Below are 23,146 nucleotides of genomic sequence, written 5' to 3' on the forward strand. Positions count from 1 at the left end.
GCGGCCAGTACTCAGTCCCGCTCGTCGTCCCCGCCGGGGAGTCGACGGACCGCCTTCTCCCAGCGGTCTCGGGCCGCCTGCCCGGGGTCCGCAAACGGGTCGTACGTGATGTCTTCGGCCGTACCGAGACTAGTCCGCCCGTCGCTGTCCGTCGTCGTCCGCCATAGACCGAACGCGGTCACGGCCGCTAACAACCCGAACAAGGACGCTAACAGGACACTGGCGGAACTATCGAGGGGGAGTACCACGAAGAGCAAGACCAGCAGAAGCGCGGCTAATTGAAACGCGTAGAGGAGGAGACGGAACCAGCCACCGGAGAACTCGATAGTCCGACCCATCTTTCTTTCTGACAGTGGAGTTCCAGACGAATAATCTTTTACGAGCGCGATTCAGCGAGTCGTCCGACACGGTGGCGGCGCAGTCGAGAAGGCCGGACACCGGCGCTCCGGGGAGATTCGACGTCCGGACGCACGCTCGGTTCAAACGGATAAATAGCATCGCAGCGCGCGAGCGGGGACGGCTCAAATCGGGTCGTCGGGGTCGCGCTCCGCGGCGACCCGCGATGCCTCGGCCGCGTACTGCTCGCACTCCTCGGGGTCGTCCACGGTACCGAGGTTGTCCGCCGACACGTCGAGCGCCGCGGTGGTGTCGCGCTCGTCGGTGAAACTGGTGAGCGCCCGCTCCTTGCGGAAGTACCGCTTCCCGTCGGGGGTCGCGTAGACGAGGATGACGAGGTTCTGCTCGTCGTCGGAGTACGTGCGCTCGACCAGCCATACCCGGACCTCCTCGCCGGTCTCGTCGTCCGCGTCGGCGTCTGTTGCCATGACCGACTAGTCGGCGGACGCGAAGTTAGTCGTTCGGGACACTCTTGAGGGAGGCGTTCGTCGGAGTCGCCAAGGAGAGACACGACGTGTCCGAGTCGCGCCGACTCTCGCCCGACGACGACCCCGAGCAGTCCCCGACGGTCCGGGCGCTGGCCCACGCAGAGACCCACGAGGAGTTGATTCTGGGGTCGCGGGCCTACTGCCGGGAGGCGGCCCGCGAGTACGACTTCGACGTCGAGTTCTCGCGGGTCGAGTGGGAGGTCTCGACCCGCGCGAAGCGCCGGGCCGCCGCGGTCAAGCGCCCCAAGATTCCCGACGCAGAGGTGGGCGACCCGATAGACTGGCGCGCGGCGGCCGACCGCGTGGGGTCATCGCCCGAGGACCTCCGGACCTGCACGCTCTCGCTGACGTGGGCCGCGTTCGAGTCGTTCGACGTGGGCGAGTGGACCACGACGCTCCGCCACGAACTGATTCACGTCGAGCAGTTCCAGCGCTACGGAACGACCGACCACGGCTCGGCGTTCGAGACCCGGGCCGAGTCGGTGGACGCGTCGGTCAGGTGCCCACCGTTCGCCGACCCGAAGTACGTCCTGACCTGCGCCGACTGCGGCGCGGTGGTCGGACGCCGCTACCGCGAATGTAAACTGGTCCGCCAACACGACCAGTACCGGTCGTCGTGCTGCGGCGCGTCGGTGGCGTGTTCGGGACCGGACGGGGAGTGACCCGAATGCGAGGCGAACTGGACGGGGAGTGACCCGGTCGCCGTCCGGCGACGGCGGTCGGTCGGAATCGCTCATAGCGTCAGTACTCCGCCCGGAGGCGACGCCAGTCGAGTTTCAGGTAGTGGTACAAGGTCCCCGTCAGCCCGGACCGCGCGATTCGACGCCCGGAGGTCGCCACCAGCACATCCGGGTGGTAGCCGGTCGGCCACTCGCGGCCCAACTCCCGACTGAACGCGGTGTCCTCGTTGGGCACGTCCGGGAAGCCGCCGGTCTCGAAGTAGGCGTCCCTGCGCACGAAGCAGTTGAACCCCGGCAGGACCGGCCGGTCGAGTCGCGGGAACGCGTGGTTGATGGTCGCCTCCATCGCCTTGGCCCGCGCCGGGCCGACCAGCCGACAGCGCGAGGACGCCGCCGCCAGCCCCTCGCGTCGCGCGAATCCGAGCATCGAATCGAGGTACTCCGGACGGACCACCGTGTCGGCGTCCACGAAGGCTATCCAGTCGCCGTCGGCCCGCTCCGCGCCGCGGTGGCGCGCGTCGCCGATGCCGGGTGCGAAGCCAGTCCCCCCGTCGGCGGCGGCCTGTGGCTGGTGAACTACCGCGGCGTCGTATCGCCGGGCGACTGCTGGGGTGGCGTCGTCGCTGTCGCCGTCCACGACGATGGTCTCGTACTCGCGGTCGGTCCGCTGGTCCCGGACGCTCGCCAGCGTCGCGGGCAGCGACGCCTGTTCGTCCTTCGCGGGGACGACGAAGCTCACTGTGGGGTCTGTCATGGTTGACGGGTCGGGCGAGCGCCGTGATACCGGCCGGGGAGTTCACCCGCGAGGAGTAAGGGTCTTTTCGCCGGAGCGGATAGGTCCAAACGGCCGATGACGAGGCGCTTGCTCCGAACTGGTCTCGGCAACCAGTCGTGACGAGCCCTATGAGTGCCGAGGCCTTTCGTACCCGACCGCGATATCGAGAGAACCGGTAGTCGCGACGACCCGTTTTCACTTCTGTATCTAAGGAGTCACCGAGCGCGCGCGAGTCGTTCGACACGGTGTGACTCTCCGTGACAGTTTACCGTACGAACGCCGTTTTCTCCGTATCTCACTTTAAAATTACTTCAGTTTATCATTATTTATTCATCGGATGCCGCCGGCGACATCGAGGTGTCAAGCGACTCCTCGACTTCCGTGCCCGAGAGTATTCAGATTCTAAGCTCCGGATTTAAACAGTATGAATTCCGTAAAAAGAGTCATCCATTGAAGTATCACCGGGCTACCAGCGCCGACTGTAGCATGAGCGAACGCAATCCGACGAGACGGCGATTCCTCCAGTTGAGTGGCGCGACTGTCGCGGCCTCCGCGCTCGGCGCGAGTTCGGCCGCCGCGGAGTCCGCTTCGTGGGAGTCCGTCAAGAGTCCGGTCGACGTGACGCTCTACGACGTCGAGAAGACCGCGCGCAACAACTTCGCGGTCGGCGGTTCCGGTATCGTGGTCGAACGAACTGACGAGGGCTGGAAGAAGGTCCTCGACGGCGGCCCGACGGGGAACGGTAACTCGCTGTTCGGCGCGGACGTGACCGACGACGGCAAGCGCCTCTGGTTCGTCGGGTCCTCCGGCGCGATAGGCGAGTACGACGTCGAGACCGGCAACCTCCAGAGCCACTCCGCGCCCAACGACGCCACGAACAACTTCAACGACGTGGCGGTGACCGGCAACGCGGGCGCGGCGAACGTCTACGTCGCGGGCGACTCCGGAAACGTCTTCTACTCCTTCGAGAACGGTGCCAGCGGGACGTGGAACTACGTCACCGTCGGTCAGGGCGCGGCCATTCGGGCCATCGACTTCTTCGGCGCGCGGAAGGGCCACCTCGTCAACGGCAACGGCAAGGTGTTCTACACGGGCGACGGTACGACGTGGAACCGTATCGGCATCGCCGACGCCGACGTGTCGATGTACGGCATCGACTCGGACGCGAAAGACGACGTCTGGGTCGTCGGCGGTAGCGGCGTCGTCTACCACTACACGCTCGACGCCGAAGGGACGCCCAAGTGGTTCCGGACGAAGGTCGGCAAGCCCGGTCTCCGCGACGTCGAAATCGAGAACGGTGCCGGGTACGCGGTCGGCAACTCCGGTGCCGTTTTCGACCGCGAGAGCGGCGAGTGGACGAGAGACGCCACCCCGGCCGGGCAGAACCTCCGGGCGGTCGTCGAGCAGGAGAACAACGACATCGCCGTGGGTAACTCCGGCACTATCTACGAGACCAACCCGAGCGCCAGCGCCGACCCGGGTTCCGGCGGCGGCGGACAGGATGGCGACGCGGGCCGAATCGCTCGCGCGTCCACCGAGACCTCCGGTTCGAAGAGCCTGACGTTCACGCTGGAAAACGTCGGCGACCAGTCGGTCAGTATCGACCAGTTCGCGCTGGAGACCGACGTGCAGGTCGAGACTATCGCTCGGTCGGGTGCCGAGGTCGAACTCGCCGGTGACGCGGTCGGCACCGCCGACAGCACCGACGGGTTCCCGGTCGACGGGACGCTCCGCGCGCTCGACACCAGTGCGGTCTACGACGCGGGTACGACGGGGCAGGCCGACTTCGGTCTCTACGACGGCGGTAACGTCGCGCTGACGGTCGAACCGGTGCAGGACAAGCCCAGCGGTAACTACCTCTCGGCCACGCTGGTCTACGGCGACGGGACGCAGGAGACGTTCCACTTCAAGGTGACCAACGTCAACTCGTAAACCTCGACCCGCGAGGACTCGTAAGTCCCGAACCGCGAAGGGTCGTCGGTCCCGTGCGGAGAGCGAACCGTTTTTGCCACCGTTGTGCCCAACACACGTCATGGAGAAGCTCCTCGAGTCTCTGCACGAAGCGCCCATCGTGGACAAAGACGGCTACCAGTATCTCGTCCACCCGATAAGCAACGGCGTGCCGATGCTCGAACCCGAACTCCTCCGCGAGGTCGTGGTCGGCGTCACGCAGGCCGCGGACCTCGACGTGGACAAGATAGTCGCGCCCGAGGCGATGGGCATCCACATCGCCACCGCGCTCTCGCTCCAGACCGACGTTCCCCTCGTGGTCATCCGCAAGCGCGAGTACGGACTCGACGGCGAGGTGGCGCTCCACCAGACCACCGGCTACTCCGAATCGGAGATGTACATCAACGATATCGAGGAGGGCGACCGCGTCCTCATCGTGGACGACCTCCTCTCGACCGGCGGGACGCTGGCGGCCATCACCGACGCGATGGACGAAATCGGCGCGGAAATCGTGGACATCGCGGTCGTCATCCGGAAGGTCGGCGAGACCGCCCTCGACGAGACCGACTACGAGGCGACGAGTCTCGTGGACATCTCGGTCGAGGACTACGAGGTCACGATTCACGAGGCCAGAGACTGATTCGTCGCCGTCGATGGCGTCGCCAGCGGCTAGTTCTCTCTCAGTAGTACGACCGGAATCGACGGCGACCACCGGACGAAAAACGCCCGCCGGCCACGCTCGACGCGTAGTTCGCACCGCCGAACGTCTTTCTCGTTCCCGACTCCTCTCGCACAGCGAAGGTGCCGTCGTAGCGCGCCGGAAGGCAACCCGCGTCGCCCGGCCGATTTGATGCACATTCGTGCATATTATGGCCTCTTCTAATCCGGATATGCGCTCGAACGCGAAACTATTATTGGCCGCGACTCGCACCTCCGGGTATAGAATGACGACCGATACGGACGGCGAAATCGAACTCGAATACGAACTCGACGACAAACCGCCGTGGCTGAAGTCGCTGCTGCTCGGGATTCAGCACGTCGCGGTGATGATAGTCCCGGCGACCGCGGTGGCGTACATCGTCGCCGGTGCGGTCGGCCTGAGCGCGGCCGACACCGCCTACATCGTCCAGATGGTTCTGCTGTTCTCCGGACTGGCGACCGTCGTGCAGGCGTACACCGTCGGCCCGGTCGGCGCGCGACTCCCCATCGTGATGGGGACGAGTTTCACCTTCGTCGGCGCGGCCACGAGCATCGGCGCGAGCGCCGGACTCGGTGCCGTCTTCGGCGCGATACTCGTCGCCGGATTCGTCGTCGAAGGTCTCATCGGCTGGCAGTTCGAGCGCATCAAGCCCTTCTTCCCGCCGCTGGTCACCGGACTCGTCGTCGTCATCATCGGTCTCTACCTGATTCCCGTCGCCATCGACTACTCGGCGGGCGGCGTCGGCGCGAGCGACTACGGCGCGATGCACAACGTCGGTCTCGCCGCGCTCGTCCTGTTCGTCTCGGTCGTCCTCAACCTCTTCACCTCGGGCGTCACGCGACTGCTGAGCACGCTCGTCGGCATCACCGTCGGCTACGCGGCCGCGGTCGCGTTCGGTCTCGTGAACTTCGCCCCCGTCGCCGAGGCGTCGTGGGTCGCGGTCCCGCGACCCGGCGCGTTCGGGTTCGCCTTCGAACCGGTCCCCATCGTCACGTTCGCGTTCCTGTTTCTGGTGTCGGCGATGGAGACCGTCGGCGACATGTCCTCGGTCACGGCCGCGGAGGGCCGGACCCCGACCGACGAGGAGTTCCGCGGCGGCCTGTTCACCGACGGACTACTGAGTTCGGTCGGTGCGGCGTTCGGCGCGTTCCCCGTCACGTCGTTCTCGCAGAACGCGGGCATCGTCAACTTCACCGGCGTGATGAGTCGTCACGTCGTCGGCGTCGCGGGCGTCATCCTCGCGCTACTCGGTTTCAGCCCCAAGGTCGGTGCCGCGGTCACCACCATCCCGAGCGCGGTGTTCGGCGGTGCGGTCCTGCTGATGGCCGGGATGGTCGCCGCGAGCGGCGTTCGTCTGGTCTTCTTGCACACCGACCTCGACCGCCGCAACATGGTCATCGTCGGGGTCTCGCTCGGACTCGGTCTCGGCGTCGCCACCCGCCCCGAGGCGCTTCAAGGTCTCCCGTCGGCCGCCCGGACCTTCTTCGGCGAACCCGTCATCATGACCGCGCTGACCGCGCTGGTCCTGAACACGCTCACGCCGGGCGAGCAGAGTCCGCTCTTCGACGCCGCGCCCGACGAGACGCCCGCCGAGTCGCCGACCGTCGCCGCGTCCGGCGAGGACTGAAACCGCCGTTTCGCTCCGGTCTCACCGTCGTTACTGTCCCGCTATCTGAGCGCGTCCGTATCGACCAGTCGCTTCCCGTGATGTTCCCGGAAGTGACGCACGCGGAGTTTCCACGCGTTGTTCTCGTCGGGTGACGGGAGTTCCATCCGACAGAGCGCGCAGGTGTGGGTACCGTCGCGCCGGACGCTCACCAGCGACTCGTCGTGGAGCATCTCGTAGTGGTGGAGCAGCGACCGGACCCGCACGTCCCGAGAACAGCGAGCGCAGGGGTACATCCGGTCGCGGAAGGGCGTCTCGTTCATGCGTGAACGATAGCGCCGCGATTCCAAAAGGGTACCTCGACCCCTCGTCGCCCCGAGAGACCAGTACCGACGCGCCCGCTCGGTCCGTGTGACGGTCGGAACTGGCGCGTCTCGCTACGCGACGAGACCTCGGAGGAACGAAGAGAGTCGGTGGAGCTTCGTGTTCTGCTCGTAGTGTCGCCAGCCCCTGTAGCCGCACGCGAGCGTCGTGGCCTCGTAGCCCCGCTCGTGCAGGTGGCTAGTCGCCTCCTCGGCCACCACGCCGGCCTTACAGACGGTGACGACCTCGACGTCGTCGGGAACGTGGTCGAGAAACGGGTCGAGCGCCTCGGCGTCGCCGTCCCGGAGGTCGTCGTAGACCGGCGCGTTGTGGCTCCCGTCGATGTGGTCGCGCTCGTAGTCGCCGAGCGGCCGGAGGTCGAGGACGAACGCGTCGTCGGGGAGCCGGTCGTCGAGTTCCGACGGTCGAATTTTGTCCATACTATGCAATACTGCCGGGTGCACTTAGACCCCTCGCTCGGCCACGTTCCTGCCGAATCCGACGCTCGACCCCGCCCTACACGTCGTAGATTCCCGCGGCTATCAGCGCGACGGTGCCGACCAGCACGCCCCCGACGAGCGCGAAGTAGGGGCGCGTCGGCGGCGCGGGAAACGGGACCGCCCCGAACCAGAGCGCGACGACGGGAATCAGCGCGAACACGACCACGAACGCGAGGAAGGCGGCCCAGATAACTCTCCCGACGGTCGCGAGTCGGTCGAACAGCGTCGGCGAACTCGACTCGCCTCCGGACCCGGAGGCGGACTCGTCTGACCGGAATTCGGACCTGCCCCGACTCGCGGACCGGGATTCGGCGTTCGATGCACTCGCCATGCGCGAACAGTCGTCGCCCGGACAAATCGGTCTGTCGGTGGCGCTCGGACCCGGCATCGGTGACTCTCCTTCGGCCCACAGTCGTTTTTCGCCCGCGCCCGAACGCCGGGACATGGGGGAGACAGTTCTCGTGACTGGGTGTTCGACTGGCATCGGCCGCGCCACCGCCCAGCGATTCCTCGACGCCGGGTGGACGGTGTACGCCACCGCGCGCGACACGGCGGAACTCCGGGACCTCGCCGAACGGGGTGCGCGGACGGCGGAACTCGACGTGACCGACGACGAACGAGCGACCGCGGTGGTCGAGAGCGTCTTCGCGGAGACCGACCGCCTCGACTGCCTCGTCAACAACGCGGGGTACGGCCAGTTCGGTCCGGTCGAGGACGTGCCGATGTCGGCCGTCTACCGCCAGTTCGAGGTCAACACCTTCGGTCCGCTCCGACTGATTCGGGCCGCGCTGCCGCGGATGCGCGAGCGGGGCCGGGGGACGATAATCAACGTCACCGCGGGAGTCGGCGGTCTCACGGTGCCCGGACTCGGGGTCTACACCGCCTCGAAGTTCGCGCTGGAGTCGCTGACCGACGCGCTCAGACAGGAGGTGGCCGACCACGGGGTGGACGCGGTCGTCGTCGAACCCGGCATCGTCGCCACCGACTTCTACGACCGGGCGCTCGACGAAATCGAGTCCATCGACCACACGGCGGCGTACGACGACCTCTACGCCGTGTTGGACGACATCGGCGTCGTGGAGGCGGGCGGACCGGGCATCAATCCGCCCGACCGCGTGGCCGAGACGATACTCCGGGCGGCGACCGTCGCCAGTCCGGACGCGACGTACCGGGTCGGTCCCGCCGCGACGCTGGGGACCTACGCCGCGGCCGCGGTTCGCGGGCGGACCCGGGACAGGGCCTCGCGACTGGGTCTCGGCGTCCTCTCCGACGAGCGCGCCCAGCGACTCCTCCGGAAGCGCGACCCGGTGGACCGACCGGACGGACTCGAAGCGGGCGACCGACCCGGGAGGCGCGACGCGGAGACGCCGACCGGGGAGCGAGACGCCAGCGACCGAACCGGGGGACAGACCGATGAGTGACCCGTCGCGGCGTGACCTGCTCTCGGGCCTGCTGGCGGCCGCGGGGTGGCGCGCGACGACCGGGGCGGCGGACGCGGCCCGCCGCGGCCCCCAGCAGTCGGCGGTCCCGGACACCGTGGTCACCACTACCGAGCAACTCCATCGAGCGTTCCGGAATCTCTCGCCGGGCGAGAACGTCTGGATAAGCGACGAGGGCGCGCCCTATCGCACGACCGAGTGGTTGGACGTGGACGTGGACGGGGTGACCGTGGACGGGCCGAGCGTCAGGCGACTCGTGATGCCCGCCGACGGCGCGAACGCCGGCGGGATTCGCGTCGGGCACGACAGTCACTGCGAGAACGTCGAGATTCGCGGCGTCGGCTACCACGGGAATCCGGGCGGCCAGCGCGCGAGCGCCAAGCGACTCCACGGGTTCGTCGTCCGCGACGCGAGCGAGATTCTGCTCGCGGGCAACTCCGTGACCCGGACTCATCCGTACCACGAACACAACTCCGGCGGGAGCGGCATCAGCGTCGAGCGCCGGGCGACCGACGTACGGGTGGTGAACAACTACGTCTACGACGTCGGCGACCGGGGAATCCAGCTCGCTGGCGACCGCATCGCGGTGGTCGGCAACACCCTCGTGAACGGGTTCGACCACGCCGTCGCGCTGGACGCGTGGGTGCCGAACGAGCGCCACGCCCGGAACGTCACGGTCCGGGGAAACGTGATGGGCGGCAACCCGGAGGGCGCGCTGGTGGGTGCGAGCGGAGGACGACAGAAGCCGAACGCCGGGTTCTTCGACATCTCGAACAACCTCGGCTTCGGCGAACACAAATCGCTCTGTCTCGTCGGGTTCGGGCAGGCGCTCCGGGGCATCCAGATAGCGGGCAACGTCAGCGTCCAATCGGACAAAGAGAAGTTCTCGGGCATCTCCTTGGAGATAGAGCGCGCCGAGGACGTGACCATCCGGGACAACGACCTCTACGACTACGCCGGACGCGGTATCTTCGTCGGCGGCGGCGTCGAGGACTTCAGCGTCACCGACAACGCGGTCTACGACGCCGGGCAGGCGGGGGTGCGGGTCGCGGGCGCGACCGACGGCGTCGTCCTGAACAACTACGTGGACGGGGCCGCGGGGAGGGCGTCGTCCTCGACGACGCCCGGTCCGTCACAGTCAGCGGGAACCGCGTGCGCCGGGTCGGCGGCGCGGGCGTCGTCTCGCGGAACGCCTCGGACCTCGCGCGCCACGAAATCGCCGACAACTACCTCAAGGAGTTCGGCCTGCGCACCGAGTCGGGCGGCGACGCCGACTCGCGGTCGGCGTCGCCCGGCATCCTCGTCGCGGACTCGGGCGTGAACGTCCGGCAGAACTACGTCCTCCAGCCGGGCGCGCCGGCAATCGTGGAGACCGGCGGCGCGGGCCGGAACCGATACGAGGGCAACTGGGCCGACGGCGACGGGCCGGACCCGTGGCGAATCGGGTCGCCGACCTCGGCGGTCGAGGACCAGACGCCGCCAGTGGACGCCTATCCCGGTCTCACGCCCGGCGGAGACGGGTCGGAGGGCCGGGGGAACCGGACGGTCCGGGTCGAGTTCGACAAGCCCTACGCCGACCCGCCGAAGGTCGCGTTCGGGCGGTGCGGCGGCGGCATCCGGAACGTCGCGTACGCGACCGACGAGAACGGCGACTTCGTGGCCGCGACGGTGACGGTCGCGGAGGGGGACGGCGCGGCGGTGGACCTGTTCGTCGAATCGGCGTAGGAGGGCGTCGCGGACCCCGCCGGACCGCGAACCGACGACTGCCGGGCGGCCACACGACCTAACAGCGCGGCCGCCGACCCTCTATCCATGCCCGACTACGACCGACTCGGCGGCGCGTCAGTCAGCGGCGACTCGCAGGAGCTACCGGTCCCGCAGAAGGCGGTCAACCTCGAACTGGTGAAGTCCGGCGGCGAGGCCTACTGGGGCGTCCGCGAGGCTGACGGCGCGGTCGTCGTCTCACAGCTCTACGACCCCATACAGGACGACCCTGGAATCCGGTTCCTGACCAGCACCGCCATCCCCGACGACAGCCGGCAGTTGCGAGTTCCCGACGCGGTCTACGACCACTGGGACGACGTGGCGGGCGGCGGCACCGGGGTGACCGGCGGCGACCGCCTCGAATTCGTGACGACCGCGGAGATGGCCGAGAACGAGCAGATGATGCTCCTCCCCGAGTGGCAGGTAGACGACGTGTTGGACGGGACCGCAGTGGACGAGGGGTAGCGCCCGGTGTGGTGGTTCACCGCAGGTCCCACAGCGCCCAGAAGTGAATGACTGTTATCCCGACGGGAGCGAGGAGCGCGAACACGAGGTCGTTCGCGTCCTCCTCTCGCTGTCGCAGAAAGCGCTTGTGAAGGTCCAAAACCTCCGGAAACGGGCGTAGAATCGACTCGAAGCTGTCGGAGAAGCGCGTCCGCCCCGTGTAATACGACACGTTGTAGACGCACTTCTTGTACGCCATCGTCGCGTACAGCGCGTTGGGCGTCGCGGTCAGGAACAGCGGAAACTGCAACACGGCCAGCGAGAGCGTACTCGCGTAACTTCGGAGCATCTCGCGGTGGACCCGGTCGCTCGGTCGCCCGACGCGGTCCCACTCGGGCGTCGTCTCATCCCCGTAGACGAAGAGTCCCTCGTCGAACTTCTGCTTGAGAATCGTGCGCCACGGCACGAACAGATACGACAGCGCGCTCTTTCCGAAGATGGCGTGATACGAACCACGGGTCACGTCGTCGGCGCGACAGACGTTACCGTTGCTCACGGAGCCAATCTGGTGCTGGAACCACCGCTCGAAGACGCCCAGCGCCGACCGCTCGGTGAAGTGTTCGTTCTCGATTCGGTGGTGGCGCTCCCTCGCGCGGTCTACCACCTCGTCCGGAACCTCCGGTTCGAGGACGACCAGTACGTCCACGTCGCTGTTCTCGGTCACGCGTTCGGAGACGCTGCTCCCGTATAGCATCACAGCGCGGACGGTCCGGGGGTTCAGAGACTCGGACACGTCCGCGAGGAAATCTTCCGCCGCCGGGGTGAGGTTGTCCGAGACGTCGGGAGGAATATCCAGTTCGACCGCCACGGGAGACTCATACCCACGGTGTAACATAAACGTACCTGATAGTATGGCGGCGGTCGGCCGACTTCGCGATTGGTCCCCGGGTCACGTGCGTGGCGATTCGCTACTGCTCACGGCTCTCGCGCCCCTCTCGGCGCTCGCGGCCGTGGTCACCGCAGAGTACGTCGCCGGTCTCGGTATCGAAGAAGAACTCGTCGCCCGCTTCGATTCGTTCGCCGCCCTCCTCGCATCCGTCCTCGTGGTCGAGGAAGTACTTCCCGTCGGCGCGGCCGGTTTCGAGGCGGTCGGCCTGCCGCGCGAACTTGACGATTCCCTCGCCGATTTGGGTGCGCTCGGCGGAATCGGCCTCCTCGAAGTGGATGACGGGCATGGTTCCGGGTCGGGGGTACCACACCGATTCGGATAAGGTCTCGGCCCGTACCGTCGAGAATTGCGGTCGTCGTCCGGCGTTCGGGCGATGCGAATCCGACCCGTGACCCCCCTACTCGTCGTTCAGACTGAGCAGTTGGATTGCTTCCCGAATCTGGTAGTTCTTCTCGTCGCGTTCTTCGGTCTCCAGTGCTTCCTCGAGAGCTTCGACCGCTCTCTCTCGTTCAGTTACGGGCATCTCTTCGTCGCACGTCGTTCCCCTAGTTGTCATCTGTCGAGATACGAGACGAGAGTGTAGTCTGAGCGAGACGGACGATACGACTGCGTTCGTGTCGGCGCGACTGTCGGACCGCGCCGGAATCGGCGGACGTCCCAACCATTAGGACACCGTAGACTGTCTGTCCGTTTCACCTCTGTTTTTTAGAGTACAACCCTTTTTTTATTGCACCCTCACTCCGGGGGTCGCAGTCCGGACAGCGTCGTCCCGAGTATCGAACTGATTCCGCGGCGGAGTCGGGACGCGACCGCCTGTTGTGAGATATCGAGTTCGTCGCCGAGGTCCGCCATCGTCACCTCGCGCGGCGTGTCGAAGTATCCCCGTTCGTACGCGAGAACCAGCGCCTCTTGCTGGGTGTCGGTGAGCGACGCTTCGGTCTCCGACTCCAACGGCGTGAGCGCGTGGAGTTTCGTCACCGTGATGGGGATGTCGAGTTCCCGACAGCGTTCCTGGAACAGCGCGATGTCTCGCCGGTCGTCGCCGCGGATGTCGAACGTCCACTGTCGGTTCGTCCCGACGGCCTCGATGAGCGCGATTTTCGTCTCGGTCAGCGTGGTCAACACGTCGTCGTACTCCAGCGACCACTCGACGCGCAACAGGTACTGGTCTGCGACGGAATCGACGAGTCGGATGTTCTCCACGCCCGGATGGTCGAGAAACGCGTCCTCGATGTCGTCGACCTCGGTCCCTCGAACCCAGAAGTACGGAATCACGACGTCCTGTGCCGGGATGATTCGCTCCAGTTCGACTGTCACCTCGGGTAACTGCTCGAAGATAGTTCCCAACGGGAACTGGTCGGACGGAACCGTGAATGTCGCCTCGGTAGCCATCGTCCCACCCGTCGAGTTCCGCCAGTAAAGGACTGGCGTCTGCACGAGGAGACCGAGGACGTTCCGGAAAACGGGAACTGGACGGGCCGTACTCACCGCAGACTCTCGGGGAGGGACTTCAGGGACGCCCTCGGCCCAAACCCTCAATCCGGCGCGACTCGTACTCGACTTCGACTACGGGGGTTTCCGTCGCTGGCGACCCCGAAACTGCCCTGCCGGCGACCACACTTCACGATGGATATCGATGCCTACGAACGCCACGACCGAATCGAACGCGTCGAGAACGCCGAAGCGACCGACAACGACCTCGTGACTGTCGCGATTCCGCCGGACAAACCCCTCGGCGAGGCGCTGGAGCGCGTCGAGGAGGACCGGGCCGAGGCCGAGTACCTCGACAGCGAAGGCGAGGATTCGGCGTACATAGACGCCATCGAAGCCGTCCAGCACGCCCTCCAGCACCGCGACTCCACGCCCGAGAACGGACTGGTGGTCTACGCCGGCGTCGTGAACGGCGAGGTGGTCGAGTACGTCTTCGACGACCTGCCGACGCCGGTCTCGGAGTTCGTCTACGAGCGCGGTAACGAGTTCGAGACCGAGGTGCTGGACGCGGCCGACCGCTCCTCGAAGACGTTCGGTCTGCTCGTCGTCGAACGCGGCGGGGCGGCGCTCGGTCTGACCGAGAACGACGAGGTCCGGGTGGTCGAGACGTTCGACAGCGACGTGATGGGCAAGACCAAGGCCGGGGGCCAGTCGGCCCAGCGGTTCGAGCGTGAACGCGAGCGCCAGAAGGAGGAATTCTTCGAGTCGGTCGGCGAGGAGGCCGAGCGCGCGTTTCTGGGCGACCACGACGCGGAGTCGGCCAGCGCGAGCACCGACGTGGACGGTCTGCTGCTCGGCGGCACCTCTGTGACGGTGGACGACTTCCTCGACGGTGACCACCTCGACTACCGCCTCGAAGACCGACTCGTCGGCGACCCGATTTCCGTCGAGTACGCCTCCGAACAGGGCCTTCGCCAGTTGGTCGAGAAGGCCGGCGACCGCATCGAGGACGAGGAGCGACGAGAGATGCACGAGCGACTCGACGAGTTCTTCGACGCGCTGAACGACGCCGGGAGCGACGACGGCGACGACGTGGTCTACGGCCGCGAGCAGGTCGAGGAGGCGCTGGAGTACGACGCGGTGGAGACGGTGCTGGTCTCGGCGGACCTGTCGTTCGACGCAGTCCAGCAGTTCGAGGACCGGGCGAACGAGGAGGGCGGGGACTGTCTGGTCGTTCCCACGGACTTCGACCGCGGCAGGCAGTTCCGCGAGGCGTTCGGCGGCGTGGCGGCCATCCTGCGGTTCCCCATCGAGTAGCCGCCGGTGTCTCCCTATCAAGCGGCCCTCAGTACGTCTGGTAGTTCGCCGACCCGACCTCGACGCGAACCAGCACGTTCTCGGGGTACTCGTCGGCGGTCGCGCCGTACTTCGGGTTGATGCGCTCGGCCGCCTTCCGCGTCTCCTCGTCATCTTCGACGACGGTGGCGGTCCCACGCAGGGTCACGTTCCACCGGGCTTGCCCGCCCTCGTCCTTCTGGACCGACACCGCGACGCGGGGGTTCTCACGGACGTTCGACAGCTTCCGGCCGGTGGTCAGGACCTCGAACACGCCGTCGTCGTAGTGGTACCAGACCGGCGCGACGTGTGGTCTGTCGTCCACGCAGGTGGCGAAGTGGGCCATCAGCGGTTCGCTGGTGAGCAGTTCCTCGGCCTCCGGGGGGACTGAATCGGACACGGGGAAAATCAGGCCCGCGCGGTGGAAAGCGTTTCCGCCCGTTCGAGTCGCTCCGGTCGCCCCGGAGTCGGGACGGCCGCCGACAGCGACGGCCACGCTGTCCGACCTACAGCAACAGCCACGCTATCAGGGCCACGATAATCAGTTTCTTGACGATGATAACCGCGAGGACTAACTGCTTCGTGGTCAGCGTCCGCGAGACACGGGCCAACCGCCGGAGCGCCTTCGGCGACCGGGCCAGTTCACGCGCGAGCAGTCGGAGTTCGGTCAGGAACGTCTCGGCGACCGACCCTTCGCCTTCCACGTAGGAGACGTGCGCCTCGGGCACCCACTCCTCGCCGGTGTAGACGACCGACAGCGTCTCGCCCTCCAGAAACGACACCTGCTCGAAGTCGAACCCCTTCGACTCCGCGAGCGCCTCCAGTTTGAGCACGTCTCGGTCGTCGTCGAGGTCGTAGACGAGTCGCCGGGTGTCGGTCGTCCAGTCGAACCCCACTCTGAGGACGACTCGGTTCTCGCCCACGAAGACGTCCCGGACCGCGGCCCGCTCGGCGTTGCCCCGCCGCTCTTTCTTCTTCGTCCGGAGTCGCTCGTACTCGGTCGGCGTCGCGTCGGACTCGCCCGCGTCGAGTGTCGATTCTCCCGCGGTCGTCGTCCCGTCGCTGGCGGTTCGACTCATCGTTCTCGTGGGAGAGTAGTTGCCCGACTGGCATAAGTGTGATTCGCGGTCGAGCGCGAACGGGACGAACCGACGGACGTCTCGGCCCGAACGCATTCGGACGCCGCGCCCGAGGTTCCGGTATGGCCGACTACTCGGACGACCACATCGGCAAGCGAGTCGTCACGCAGGGCGGCGTCGAAATCGGCACGGTGGACGACGTCCGCAACGGCGACATGTACGTGAGCGTCACCACCGACAGCACGAACGAGACGGTGGACGAACTCGGCTGGGAGGGACCGGTCGAACAGGACGTCCATCACCTCCGCGACCAGTACATCTCGACCATCACGGAGAACACGGTTCGACTCGGCGTTTGAGCGGTCGCCGAGTCCGGTCGGGACGGACTGCCGTACCGAACGGAGAGTATCGACGTTTCTACGCCCGAAACGAATCGGAGAAAGGTCCCGATTGTAGCGACATCAGGCGTCGGCGTTACCCGCGAAGAACTGGTCGGCGTGAATCACGGGGGACTGTCGGTTTCACTCGTCGCTCGACTCGTCTTCGCCGTCGAAGTCCAGCGCGGCCGAGTTGATGCAGTATCGCTTGCCGGTCGGTTCCGGGCCGTCCTCGAAGACGTGGCCGAGGTGGCCGCCGCAGTTCGCGCACACCACTTCGACGCGGTCCATCCCGTTGCTGGTGTCGCGTCGGGTCTCGATGCGGTCGTCGTCGGTGTCGTAGAAACTGGGCCACCCGCAGTTGGACTCGTACTTGGTCTCGGAGTCGAACAGTTCCGCGCCGCACCCCGCGCAGGCGTAGGTGCCGTCGTCCTTGCGGTCCACGTGTTCGCCCGAGAAGGGCCGTTCGGTCCCGGCCTCCCGGAGGACGTGGTACTCCTCGTCGGAGAGTCGTTCGCGCCACTCGTCGTCCGATTCGGGCAGGTCGTCGCGCGCTCTCTCGTCGTGTTCGCTCATACCACCAGTTGGGTCTCGGGAGGGTTAGGGGTTGTGCGTGTCGCGCCGTCGCTACCCGGCCAACACGATGTCGAGGTACAGCATCACCGCGACGCCGAGCATCGTGCCGAGGGTGGCGATGCGCTCGTGGCCGCGGGCGTGGGTCTCGGGGACGATTTCGTCGCTGATGACGAACAGCATCCCGCCCGCGGCGAACCCCATCGCGTAGGGGAGAATCGGCGTGGCGACCCCGACCGCGAGGACGCCGAACACCGCCAGCGGAATCTCGACGAGTCCGGCCCTGACGCCCGCGAGCGTCGCGTAGAACAGCGACCCGAACCCGGCGTTCGCGGCCGCCACCGACACCGCCAGTCCCTCCGGGATGTTCTGGACGCCGATGGCCAGCATCAGCGCGAGCGCATCGCCGAGATTTCCGGACCCGAAACCGACCCCGACCGCGAGTCCCTCGGGCATGTTGTGGAGCGTGATGGCGACGATGAACAGCAGCACCGAGGCGGTCCGGGCGTCGTCTGCGTCGAGTCGCTCGCGGCCGGTCGCGGTGTCGGTCTCGATTCGCGCCTCGCCGCCGGACCGCGCGTCGGCCGCGTCCGCGTCGCTCGCCGCATCAGTACTCGATTCGTCCGCCTCGACGCCCCCTCTACCGGTGATGACCACGTGGATGTGGGGCACCCACTGGTCGGCGCGGTCCAGCAGGAGGACGCCGACCGCGAACCCGACCAGCACCGGGAGTATACCGGCCAACTCGACCCCGCCGACCGAGAGCGCGGGATACCCCGGTTCGGAGGCCGCCTCGATTCCCGGCAGGATGAGGCTGGTGAAACTCGCCGACAGCATCACGCCCGCCGCGAACCCGAGCGCACCGTCGAGCGCGCGGTCGGAGGGGTCGGGCCAGACCACGACCAGCGCGGCCCCGAGGGTGTTCATCAGCGCGATGATGATTCCTCCCGCCAGACCCTGCATCAGCGGGTCGTGACCCACGATTCGGACGAACCACTCGGTCAGCACGGGTCGGTCCCCTCAGTTCGACTGCGGACGCTTCGGATACCCATTACGCGTGCCGTCGAACGACGCGACCAAAAATCCGCCGCTCGCCGACTGTCGCCCGAGAGATTGAAACCTCCGGGCGGCCAAGTCGAATCATGCGCGTCTGCGACATCTGCGAACAGCGGAAACCCGGCGGGACGCGACTGGTCTCGCGCACCGGCGGCGACATGTGGGTGTGTCGGGGGTGCATGATGCAGGCGGTCACCAACAAGGCCGACGAACTCTCGTACCGGGAGTGGTGACTGTCTCCGAACAGCGCCGAACGGACCGGTCGTAGCGCCGCCAGAGAAGTAATAATTCGGACTATTATCGCGTAGATAAATCTCCATAGATTTATGTCGCGAGTGTGTGAATAACTATCGAGGGCATGAGTCAGGCTCCCTACAACTCGGCGGAGGAACAGGCCACGGGAACGTCGTCCGGGGAGGACCGCAGTTCTGACGCGAGGTCGCTCGACCGCATCTTCGAGATTCTCGCGGCGGAGCGCCGCCGCCACGCGCTGTACGTGCTGTTCCGTCGCACCGAACCCATCACGCTCACGGACCTCGCGGTCGAAGTAGCGTCGCTCGAAGCGGCCGACTCCGAGCGCGTCGCCGCCACGCTCCACCACGTCCACCTCCCCAAACTGGTCTCGGCGGACGTGGCCGAGTACGACGCGGCGACCGGGACCGTGCGCATAGCCGACCCCCCGGACCGATTTCGGAAGTATCTCACGTCTGCCGCCGAGGACGAGCATCGACCGCTCCGTCGCGCGTCCCAGAGTACGTCGCTCTCCGAGTTCTAATCCGCTCGCCGAGGTTCTCCTCGGTCGTGCGCGGTTCGGTTCACTACGGCAGTGTGGCCGGTCTGTTTCTCCCCCGATGTCGGTCGTTACACCGCTCCACCGGCCAGCAACTTCGCGCCGAGATACGCCGTCGCGGCGGTCGTGAAGATGCCGAGCGCGAACAGCGCGTAGTTCCAGACCGTGTTGTCGGCGGTGGTCACCGACAGCGTGTAGCGGCGGGACGAAACCGGCCACAGCACCGCCACGCCCATCGGCGTCAGCAGGTCGGCCGCGAGATGTGCGAGGACGGCCAACGCTCCGACTCCGGCCGCGAACGTCGTCACCCCCACCGGACCCACCGCGTAGTTGCTGACGCCGATTGCCGGGCCAATCGCGGCCGTTACCGCGGTCGTAACCGCCCACGCGACGCCACCGACAAGCGCCGCGAACGGCAGGGTGTGGGTCGGCCCGCGGTGGGAGACGAACGGTAACCGACTGTCCCAGTCCGGGAGCATCGTCAGCCAGAGGACGCCCGCGCCGCCCGCGAGAGCGGCGGTCGGATGGCCGAGCGCGAGGAGCCAGCCGCCGACCGGAGCGTACAGCACGAGCGCCACGCCGTAGTGACCCGGTCTGAACATGCCGAACCGTGGTCGGCGCGGCGACGTAACTGTGGCGGAGTCGGCCGTCGGTTCGGGCGTCCCCGACCGCCGGTGCAGAAATTGGTTTGGGGCCGGAGACCCTCGTCGGTGGCATGGACGGACAGACTGCGGTGGTGACGGGGGCGAGTCGGGGTATCGGCGAGGCGGTGGCGCGGCGGTTCGCCGCCGAGGGCGCGCGGGTCGTCGTCTGCGCCCGCGAACGGGACGCGCTGGACCAGACGGTCGAACGCATCGAAGCCGACGGCGGCGAAATCGAGGGGCTACGAGCCGACGTGCGCGACGAGTACGACGTGGAGCGCCTGATGGAGACCGCGGCCCGCGCGAGCGAGGGCGGCATCGACGTAGTCGTCGCCTGCGCCGGTGTCTACCACGGCGACCCCGGGGAGACCCCGCTGGCCGACGACGCCTACTCGGCCTTCGACGATTCGTTTCGGACGAACGCGCGAGGCGTCTTCGCCACGGTCACGGAGGCCCTGCCCCACCTCACCGACGACGCGCGAGTGCTGGTCCCCTCCGGCAGCGTCGCCCGCGAGGCGGACGCGGGCTACGGGTCGTACGCGGTCTCGAAGGCGGCGGCCGAGGCGGTCGTCCGGCAGTTCGCCGCCGAAATCGACCAGACCGCTGGCGTCGTGGACCCCGGCGTGGTCGCCACCGACTTGACCGGCGGGCGGGGCCGGGACCCCGCCGACGCCGCGGACCTCTTTCGCTGGGCCGCGACCGACGCGCCCGCCGAGGAGGTGGACGGCGGCGTCGTCGGCCTGAAGGAGTTCCGGAAGGCGACCGCGTGAGAATCGGCCGCTTCGGAACGCGTGGTCATCCGCCAGACCCCCTACCGTCGGTCGTGTTCTCGGCCACGTAGACGACCGCACTGCTCTTGTGACAACCGCTGTCGTGGAGGTAGCGCTGGACCTCGTGGCGGTCGTAGCCCGACATGTAGCGGTCGATGTCGCTCGCGTTCGCGGACGCCTCGTCGCAGGTCTCGACTCGACCGAGCGCGACGACGACCGGCGGCTTGTCGCCGTCGAGTATCTCGGGTTCGGTCGTGCTATCGACCGCCGCACCGTAGTGCTCCAGATACCACGCGAACGGGAGGCGACCGAACCACCCGCCGTGGGTGTCTGCGTTCGGCGTCCGTAACGCACGCTCGTCGGCGGCGTGGAACGTCGAACCGTAGTACATCACGTCGATTCCCTCGTTCGATTGCACCGCTTCCTGGACCTCCCCGAGGAGGGGTTTCATCTCGCTGGACGACTGGGCGTACTGGACGAACTCGTTGTCCGCGCTCTGCGGCCGGAGGTAGGAGGTGCCGACCGCTGTCGCGCCGACCTGCCCGACCACCACCAGCAGGACCACCGCCGCGGCGGTCGCCGAAATCGCGTCGCCGTCCGCGACGCTCTCAACCCCGAGGCGCGCGACCAGCGCGAGACCGACCGCCGCCGGAATCGCCAGCGGGACGACGACGTGGACGAGTTCCCACGGGAAGGGGTTGTCCACGATGACGGGGTAGCCGAGCAGACTGGCGATTCCCCAGAAGGAGGCGAAGGCCACTACGTCCCGGGGTCGGTCGCGGGCGTAGCGGTCCGCGAGGAACCCGAGCGCGGCGAACGCGAGCACGACCGCGCCGCCCTCGACCAGCGGCGGCCAGAGCGCCTTCGCGGTCCAGAGGTACGAGTGGTCGTTGCCGCCGACCCACTTCCGGGTGAACGCGCGCCACGACCCGAGCGTCGCCTCGCCGACCAGCGCGGGGAGCAGGGTCGGGTCGCGAGCGGTCGCGCCGAGCGTGGGCGACGCCCCCGCGCCCTCGCCGCGAGGCGCGTAGAAGAACACGAAGACGGCGAGGAACTCGACGACCGCCAGCGCGAAGTGAGTCCGCCAGTTCCGGACGCCGCGAGCGATTCGCCCGAGTCGGTCGCGGACCGCTCCCAGCGTGTCGTCCGGTCGCTCGACGAGCAGTCTGCGGTCCCAGAGCAGGACCGCGGCCCCGGCCCAGCAGACCGGGTAGACCAGCGCGTTCTCCTTGGTGGTGAACGCCAGCGCGAGGGCCGCGGTCCCTGCGTAGAGGAAGGCGGGCCGCCGGTGGTCGTACGCCCGGACGAAGAAACCGGACGCGACCAGCGCGAACCCCGCGAGCAACACGTCGTTGCGGTAGAACCGCGAGAAGTAGAGCAGAAGCGGGTTCGCCGCGAGGACGAGCGCCAGCGCCACCGTCTCGGAGTCCCTGAGTCGCCCGCGGAATAACAGCGCCGACAGCGGGAGCAGGCCGCCGACGAGCGCGACCACCAGTCGCATCGTGAAGTCAGAGGCACCGAACAGGCCGAACAGGTGGCCGTCCACGATGGTCAGGAACGGACCGTGGACTACGGGCCGGTACCAGTAGACGCCCGACTCGGCGTATCGGTACGCCCAGTAGGCGACCCGCGCCTCGTCCTGATGGGCAATCCGCACCCCGAGCGCGAACAGGCGCGCCACCAGCGCGAGGAGGGCCACGGCCGCGACGGCGAGGCGGACGCGGTCGGCGCGGTCCGTCACGAACTGGCGGACGGTGGCGGGACGACCCGCCGGCGTGGTCTCGGTGTCGGTCGTCATCGGCGGCCCTCAGCAAATCGCATAGATTATCCGGAGCGACCCGTCTTCCCCGACGGTCGCGTGAGCGTCGCCGTAGCACTCGCTCGTGTCGATTGTCGCGCAGTCCCGGCGCGAGGAGTCCGCGGTCGTCGCGTCCGACCCCGCGTCGGCGACGGACTCGCCGTCGCTGTCGCCGACGGTGGCGGTGGCGTTCCCGACGACACCGGCGGTTTCGGTTCCGTCCTTCCCGACAAGTTCGGCGCAGACCTCGAACGTCTCCACGCCGTCGGGGTTCGCCCGCCGGAGGTCGTACACCGTGAACTCGCCGCCGGGAGAGACGCGCTCGGTCGTCTCGAAGACGGTCTCGCCCGTCGCCCGCCGGACGACCGCGACCCGGAGCGTCCGGGACTCGGACGCTTCGTTCCGGAGCGAAATCGCGTGGTCGGGGTCGGGACTCTTCGAAGCGCGCTCTATCCAGTCCCCGGTGGTGGTGTCCGTAGCCGTGGCCGTTTCGGTAGTCGTCGGTTCGGCGTCCGCCGGTTTCCCGGTCGTCGGTTCGGTCCCATCTCCGCCGGGAGCGTCGGAAAGACAGCCTCCGAGTGCGAGGCTCCCGCCGACCGCTCCGAGGACCGAGCGTCGTGTCTTCTGAGTCACACGTCTGACTCCGGACCAGTCGGGGATAAAGCTTCCAGAGGGTGAAAGGCGTCTTTCAGTCTCGGGAGAGCGCGGTCGGACCCTCCAGACTGGGCGTGAGCGACTTCGTGACCGGTCGAGACGTCTCCGGCCAGTGACAACGGTTTTCTCGAATCGAAGGGAATACCTCGCTGATGAGACGGACCACACTGACCGTCGCCCTCCTCGGACTGGTGTTGCTCTCCGGCTGTAACGCCCTCCCCCTCGATTCGGGACCTCGGTACGACGTGTCCGTCGAGACGGTCACGGCGAACGACTCGCAGATTCGGGTGATAGCCGTCTCGCCCCACGACGGCGAGACGTTACCGAAGGGCGCGACGGTGACCGTCGATGGAGGCTACGTCACCTTCACCGAGATGGCGACGATGCCCCACCGCGACGCGGCGTATCTCACCTACGTCCCCTCCCGGACCAAGTTCGACCTGACCGACCGCGTCCGCGCGGACGACCGCGGACTCGACGCCGCGAACTTCAGCGTCCGCGCGGTCCGCATCTCGGCCGACGGTCGGTCGGAGACCCACGAGTTGTAACCGCCGGTCCCGCGAACCGACGGCCTTATTAATTCGGGCT

General features: G+C 67.4%; 30 protein-coding genes and 1 pseudogene. 14 read left to right on the forward strand and 17 right to left on the reverse strand.

Annotated features, from left to right (window positions below; all coding sequences use genetic code 11):
• Positions 1-11: 11 nt before the first annotated feature.
• Together FXF75_RS04425 and FXF75_RS04430 are read right to left on the reverse strand one after the other, a co-directional pair.
• A complete protein-coding gene (locus tag FXF75_RS04425; protein ID WP_163520303.1) occupies positions 12-338 on the reverse strand; it encodes a hypothetical protein in 327 nt (108 codons plus the stop codon).
• A 183-nt stretch (positions 339-521) separates the two neighbouring features.
• A complete protein-coding gene (locus FXF75_RS04430; RefSeq protein WP_163520304.1) occupies positions 522-824 on the reverse strand; it encodes a hypothetical protein in 303 nt (100 codons plus the stop codon).
• A gap of 149 nt (positions 825-973) precedes the next feature.
• Between FXF75_RS04430 and FXF75_RS04435 the strand changes: the two genes are divergently transcribed.
• Positions 974-1,546: a SprT-like domain-containing protein gene (locus FXF75_RS04435; RefSeq protein WP_163521103.1), complete on the forward strand. Its 573-nt coding sequence runs from the start codon at positions 974-976 to the stop codon at positions 1,544-1,546.
• Between the two features lie 79 nt (positions 1,547-1,625).
• Here FXF75_RS04435 and FXF75_RS04440 read toward each other — a convergent pair whose 3' ends face one another.
• Entirely contained in the window at positions 1,626-2,318 is a 693-nt protein-coding gene (locus FXF75_RS04440) for a glycosyltransferase family 2 protein (protein ID WP_163520305.1), read from the reverse strand.
• 507 nt (positions 2,319-2,825) lie between these two features.
• On the opposite strand from FXF75_RS04440, the pseudogene FXF75_RS04445 reads away from it, so the two are divergent.
• The 3 genes and pseudogenes from FXF75_RS04445 to FXF75_RS04455 all read left to right on the forward strand — a co-directional run.
• Positions 2,826-3,791: pseudogene (locus FXF75_RS04445) on the forward strand (twin-arginine translocation signal domain-containing protein); the annotation flags it as partial.
• A gap of 580 nt (positions 3,792-4,371) precedes the next feature.
• Complete coding sequence (gene hpt / locus FXF75_RS04450) at positions 4,372-4,929, forward strand: hypoxanthine/guanine phosphoribosyltransferase (RefSeq protein ID WP_163520306.1); 558 nt, start codon at positions 4,372-4,374, stop codon at positions 4,927-4,929.
• A gap of 304 nt (positions 4,930-5,233) precedes the next feature.
• Positions 5,234-6,616: a uracil-xanthine permease family protein gene (locus FXF75_RS04455; RefSeq protein WP_163520307.1), complete on the forward strand. Its 1,383-nt coding sequence runs from the start codon at positions 5,234-5,236 to the stop codon at positions 6,614-6,616.
• Positions 6,617-6,657: 41 nt separating this feature from the next.
• On the opposite strand, the gene FXF75_RS04460 is transcribed toward FXF75_RS04455, so the two are convergent.
• The 3 genes from FXF75_RS04460 to FXF75_RS04470 form a co-directional block, all read right to left on the reverse strand.
• On the reverse strand, positions 6,658-6,918 hold the full coding sequence (locus tag FXF75_RS04460) for a hypothetical protein (protein WP_163520308.1): 261 nt from the start codon (positions 6,916-6,918) through the stop codon (positions 6,658-6,660).
• Positions 6,919-7,032: 114 nt separating this feature from the next.
• Positions 7,033-7,398, reverse strand: coding sequence for a rhodanese-like domain-containing protein (locus FXF75_RS04465; protein WP_163520309.1), 366 nt, complete (start codon positions 7,396-7,398; stop codon positions 7,033-7,035).
• A 76-nt stretch (positions 7,399-7,474) separates the two neighbouring features.
• On the reverse strand, positions 7,475-7,789 hold the full coding sequence (locus FXF75_RS04470; RefSeq protein ID WP_163520310.1) for a hypothetical protein: 315 nt from the start codon (positions 7,787-7,789) through the stop codon (positions 7,475-7,477).
• A 112-nt stretch (positions 7,790-7,901) separates the two neighbouring features.
• On the opposite strand from FXF75_RS04470, the gene FXF75_RS04475 reads away from it, so the two are divergent.
• From FXF75_RS04475 to FXF75_RS04490, 4 genes are all read left to right on the forward strand, one after another.
• A complete protein-coding gene (locus tag FXF75_RS04475) occupies positions 7,902-8,879 on the forward strand; it encodes an SDR family oxidoreductase (RefSeq protein ID WP_163520311.1) in 978 nt (325 codons plus the stop codon).
• On the forward strand, positions 8,872-10,218 hold the full coding sequence (locus FXF75_RS04480) for a right-handed parallel beta-helix repeat-containing protein (RefSeq protein ID WP_163520312.1): 1,347 nt from the start codon (positions 8,872-8,874) through the stop codon (positions 10,216-10,218). The genes FXF75_RS04475 and FXF75_RS04480 overlap by 8 nt, the downstream gene beginning before the upstream one ends.
• Complete coding sequence (locus tag FXF75_RS04485) at positions 10,215-10,622, forward strand: hypothetical protein (RefSeq protein WP_163520313.1); 408 nt, start codon at positions 10,215-10,217, stop codon at positions 10,620-10,622. The genes FXF75_RS04480 and FXF75_RS04485 overlap by 4 nt, the downstream gene beginning before the upstream one ends.
• 87 nt (positions 10,623-10,709) lie before the next feature.
• On the forward strand, positions 10,710-11,126 hold the full coding sequence (locus FXF75_RS04490) for a hypothetical protein (protein ID WP_163520314.1): 417 nt from the start codon (positions 10,710-10,712) through the stop codon (positions 11,124-11,126).
• A gap of 16 nt (positions 11,127-11,142) precedes the next feature.
• Here FXF75_RS04490 and FXF75_RS04495 read toward each other — a convergent pair whose 3' ends face one another.
• The 4 genes from FXF75_RS04495 to FXF75_RS04505 all read right to left on the reverse strand — a co-directional run bounded on the left by FXF75_RS04495 (position 11,143) and on the right by FXF75_RS04505 (position 13,446).
• Positions 11,143-11,973 carry a nucleotidyltransferase domain-containing protein gene (locus tag FXF75_RS04495; protein ID WP_163520315.1) on the reverse strand — a complete coding sequence of 277 codons (831 nt, stop codon included), beginning with the start codon at positions 11,971-11,973 and terminating at the stop codon, positions 11,143-11,145.
• A gap of 100 nt (positions 11,974-12,073) precedes the next feature.
• On the reverse strand, positions 12,074-12,340 hold the full coding sequence (locus FXF75_RS04500; RefSeq protein WP_163520316.1) for a hypothetical protein: 267 nt from the start codon (positions 12,338-12,340) through the stop codon (positions 12,074-12,076).
• 111 nt (positions 12,341-12,451) lie between these two features.
• Positions 12,452-12,577: a hypothetical protein gene (locus tag FXF75_RS23020; protein WP_275897376.1), complete on the reverse strand. Its 126-nt coding sequence runs from the start codon at positions 12,575-12,577 to the stop codon at positions 12,452-12,454.
• A 212-nt stretch (positions 12,578-12,789) separates the two neighbouring features.
• Complete coding sequence (locus FXF75_RS04505; RefSeq protein WP_163520317.1) at positions 12,790-13,446, reverse strand: helix-turn-helix domain-containing protein; 657 nt, start codon at positions 13,444-13,446, stop codon at positions 12,790-12,792.
• 234 nt (positions 13,447-13,680) lie between these two features.
• On the opposite strand from FXF75_RS04505, the gene FXF75_RS04510 reads away from it, so the two are divergent.
• Complete coding sequence (locus FXF75_RS04510) at positions 13,681-14,802, forward strand: Vms1/Ankzf1 family peptidyl-tRNA hydrolase (protein ID WP_163520318.1); 1,122 nt, start codon at positions 13,681-13,683, stop codon at positions 14,800-14,802.
• A 28-nt stretch (positions 14,803-14,830) separates the two neighbouring features.
• Here FXF75_RS04510 and FXF75_RS04515 read toward each other — a convergent pair whose 3' ends face one another.
• Complete coding sequence (locus tag FXF75_RS04515) at positions 14,831-15,220, reverse strand: pyridoxamine 5'-phosphate oxidase family protein (protein ID WP_163520319.1); 390 nt, start codon at positions 15,218-15,220, stop codon at positions 14,831-14,833.
• A 106-nt stretch (positions 15,221-15,326) separates the two neighbouring features.
• Entirely contained in the window at positions 15,327-15,899 is a 573-nt protein-coding gene (locus FXF75_RS04520; RefSeq protein WP_240334493.1) for a hypothetical protein, read from the reverse strand.
• 122 nt (positions 15,900-16,021) lie between these two features.
• Here FXF75_RS04520 and FXF75_RS04525 point away from each other — a divergent pair, with 122 nt between their 5' ends.
• On the forward strand, positions 16,022-16,258 hold the full coding sequence (locus tag FXF75_RS04525) for a hypothetical protein (RefSeq protein WP_163520320.1): 237 nt from the start codon (positions 16,022-16,024) through the stop codon (positions 16,256-16,258).
• A 162-nt stretch (positions 16,259-16,420) separates the two neighbouring features.
• Here the strand turns inward: FXF75_RS04525 and msrB are convergent, their stop codons facing one another.
• A complete protein-coding gene (gene msrB, locus FXF75_RS04530; protein WP_163520321.1) occupies positions 16,421-16,852 on the reverse strand; it encodes a peptide-methionine (R)-S-oxide reductase MsrB in 432 nt (143 codons plus the stop codon).
• 51 nt (positions 16,853-16,903) lie between these two features.
• A complete protein-coding gene (locus FXF75_RS04535; protein ID WP_163521105.1) occupies positions 16,904-17,812 on the reverse strand; it encodes a ZIP family metal transporter in 909 nt (302 codons plus the stop codon).
• Positions 17,813-17,991: 179 nt separating this feature from the next.
• Here FXF75_RS04535 and FXF75_RS21990 point away from each other — a divergent pair, with 179 nt between their 5' ends.
• Both FXF75_RS21990 and FXF75_RS04540 read left to right on the forward strand, forming a co-directional pair.
• Entirely contained in the window at positions 17,992-18,138 is a 147-nt protein-coding gene (locus FXF75_RS21990) for a hypothetical protein (protein ID WP_205427186.1), read from the forward strand.
• A gap of 125 nt (positions 18,139-18,263) precedes the next feature.
• Positions 18,264-18,680 carry a hypothetical protein gene (locus tag FXF75_RS04540; RefSeq protein WP_205427188.1) on the forward strand — a complete coding sequence of 139 codons (417 nt, stop codon included), beginning with the start codon at positions 18,264-18,266 and terminating at the stop codon, positions 18,678-18,680.
• 86 nt (positions 18,681-18,766) lie between these two features.
• Here the strand turns inward: FXF75_RS04540 and FXF75_RS04545 are convergent, their stop codons facing one another.
• Complete coding sequence (locus FXF75_RS04545; RefSeq protein ID WP_163520322.1) at positions 18,767-19,297, reverse strand: metal-dependent hydrolase; 531 nt, start codon at positions 19,295-19,297, stop codon at positions 18,767-18,769.
• 113 nt (positions 19,298-19,410) lie between these two features.
• Here FXF75_RS04545 and FXF75_RS04550 point away from each other — a divergent pair, with 113 nt between their 5' ends.
• A complete protein-coding gene (locus FXF75_RS04550; protein ID WP_163520323.1) occupies positions 19,411-20,106 on the forward strand; it encodes an SDR family NAD(P)-dependent oxidoreductase in 696 nt (231 codons plus the stop codon).
• A gap of 25 nt (positions 20,107-20,131) precedes the next feature.
• Here FXF75_RS04550 and FXF75_RS04555 read toward each other — a convergent pair whose 3' ends face one another.
• Together FXF75_RS04555 and FXF75_RS04560 are read right to left on the reverse strand one after the other, a co-directional pair.
• A complete protein-coding gene (locus FXF75_RS04555) occupies positions 20,132-21,904 on the reverse strand; it encodes a flippase activity-associated protein Agl23 (protein ID WP_163520324.1) in 1,773 nt (590 codons plus the stop codon).
• A gap of 9 nt (positions 21,905-21,913) precedes the next feature.
• Positions 21,914-22,537, reverse strand: coding sequence for a hypothetical protein (locus FXF75_RS04560; protein WP_163520325.1), 624 nt, complete (start codon positions 22,535-22,537; stop codon positions 21,914-21,916).
• A gap of 173 nt (positions 22,538-22,710) precedes the next feature.
• Between FXF75_RS04560 and FXF75_RS04565 the strand changes: the two genes are divergently transcribed.
• Complete coding sequence (locus FXF75_RS04565) at positions 22,711-23,106, forward strand: hypothetical protein (RefSeq protein WP_163520326.1); 396 nt, start codon at positions 22,711-22,713, stop codon at positions 23,104-23,106.
• Positions 23,107-23,146: the final 40 nt, after the last annotated feature.

The organism is Halorussus sp. MSC15.2 (genome assembly GCF_010747475.1).
Classification (GTDB): Archaea; Halobacteriota; Halobacteria; order Halobacteriales; family Haladaptataceae; genus Halorussus.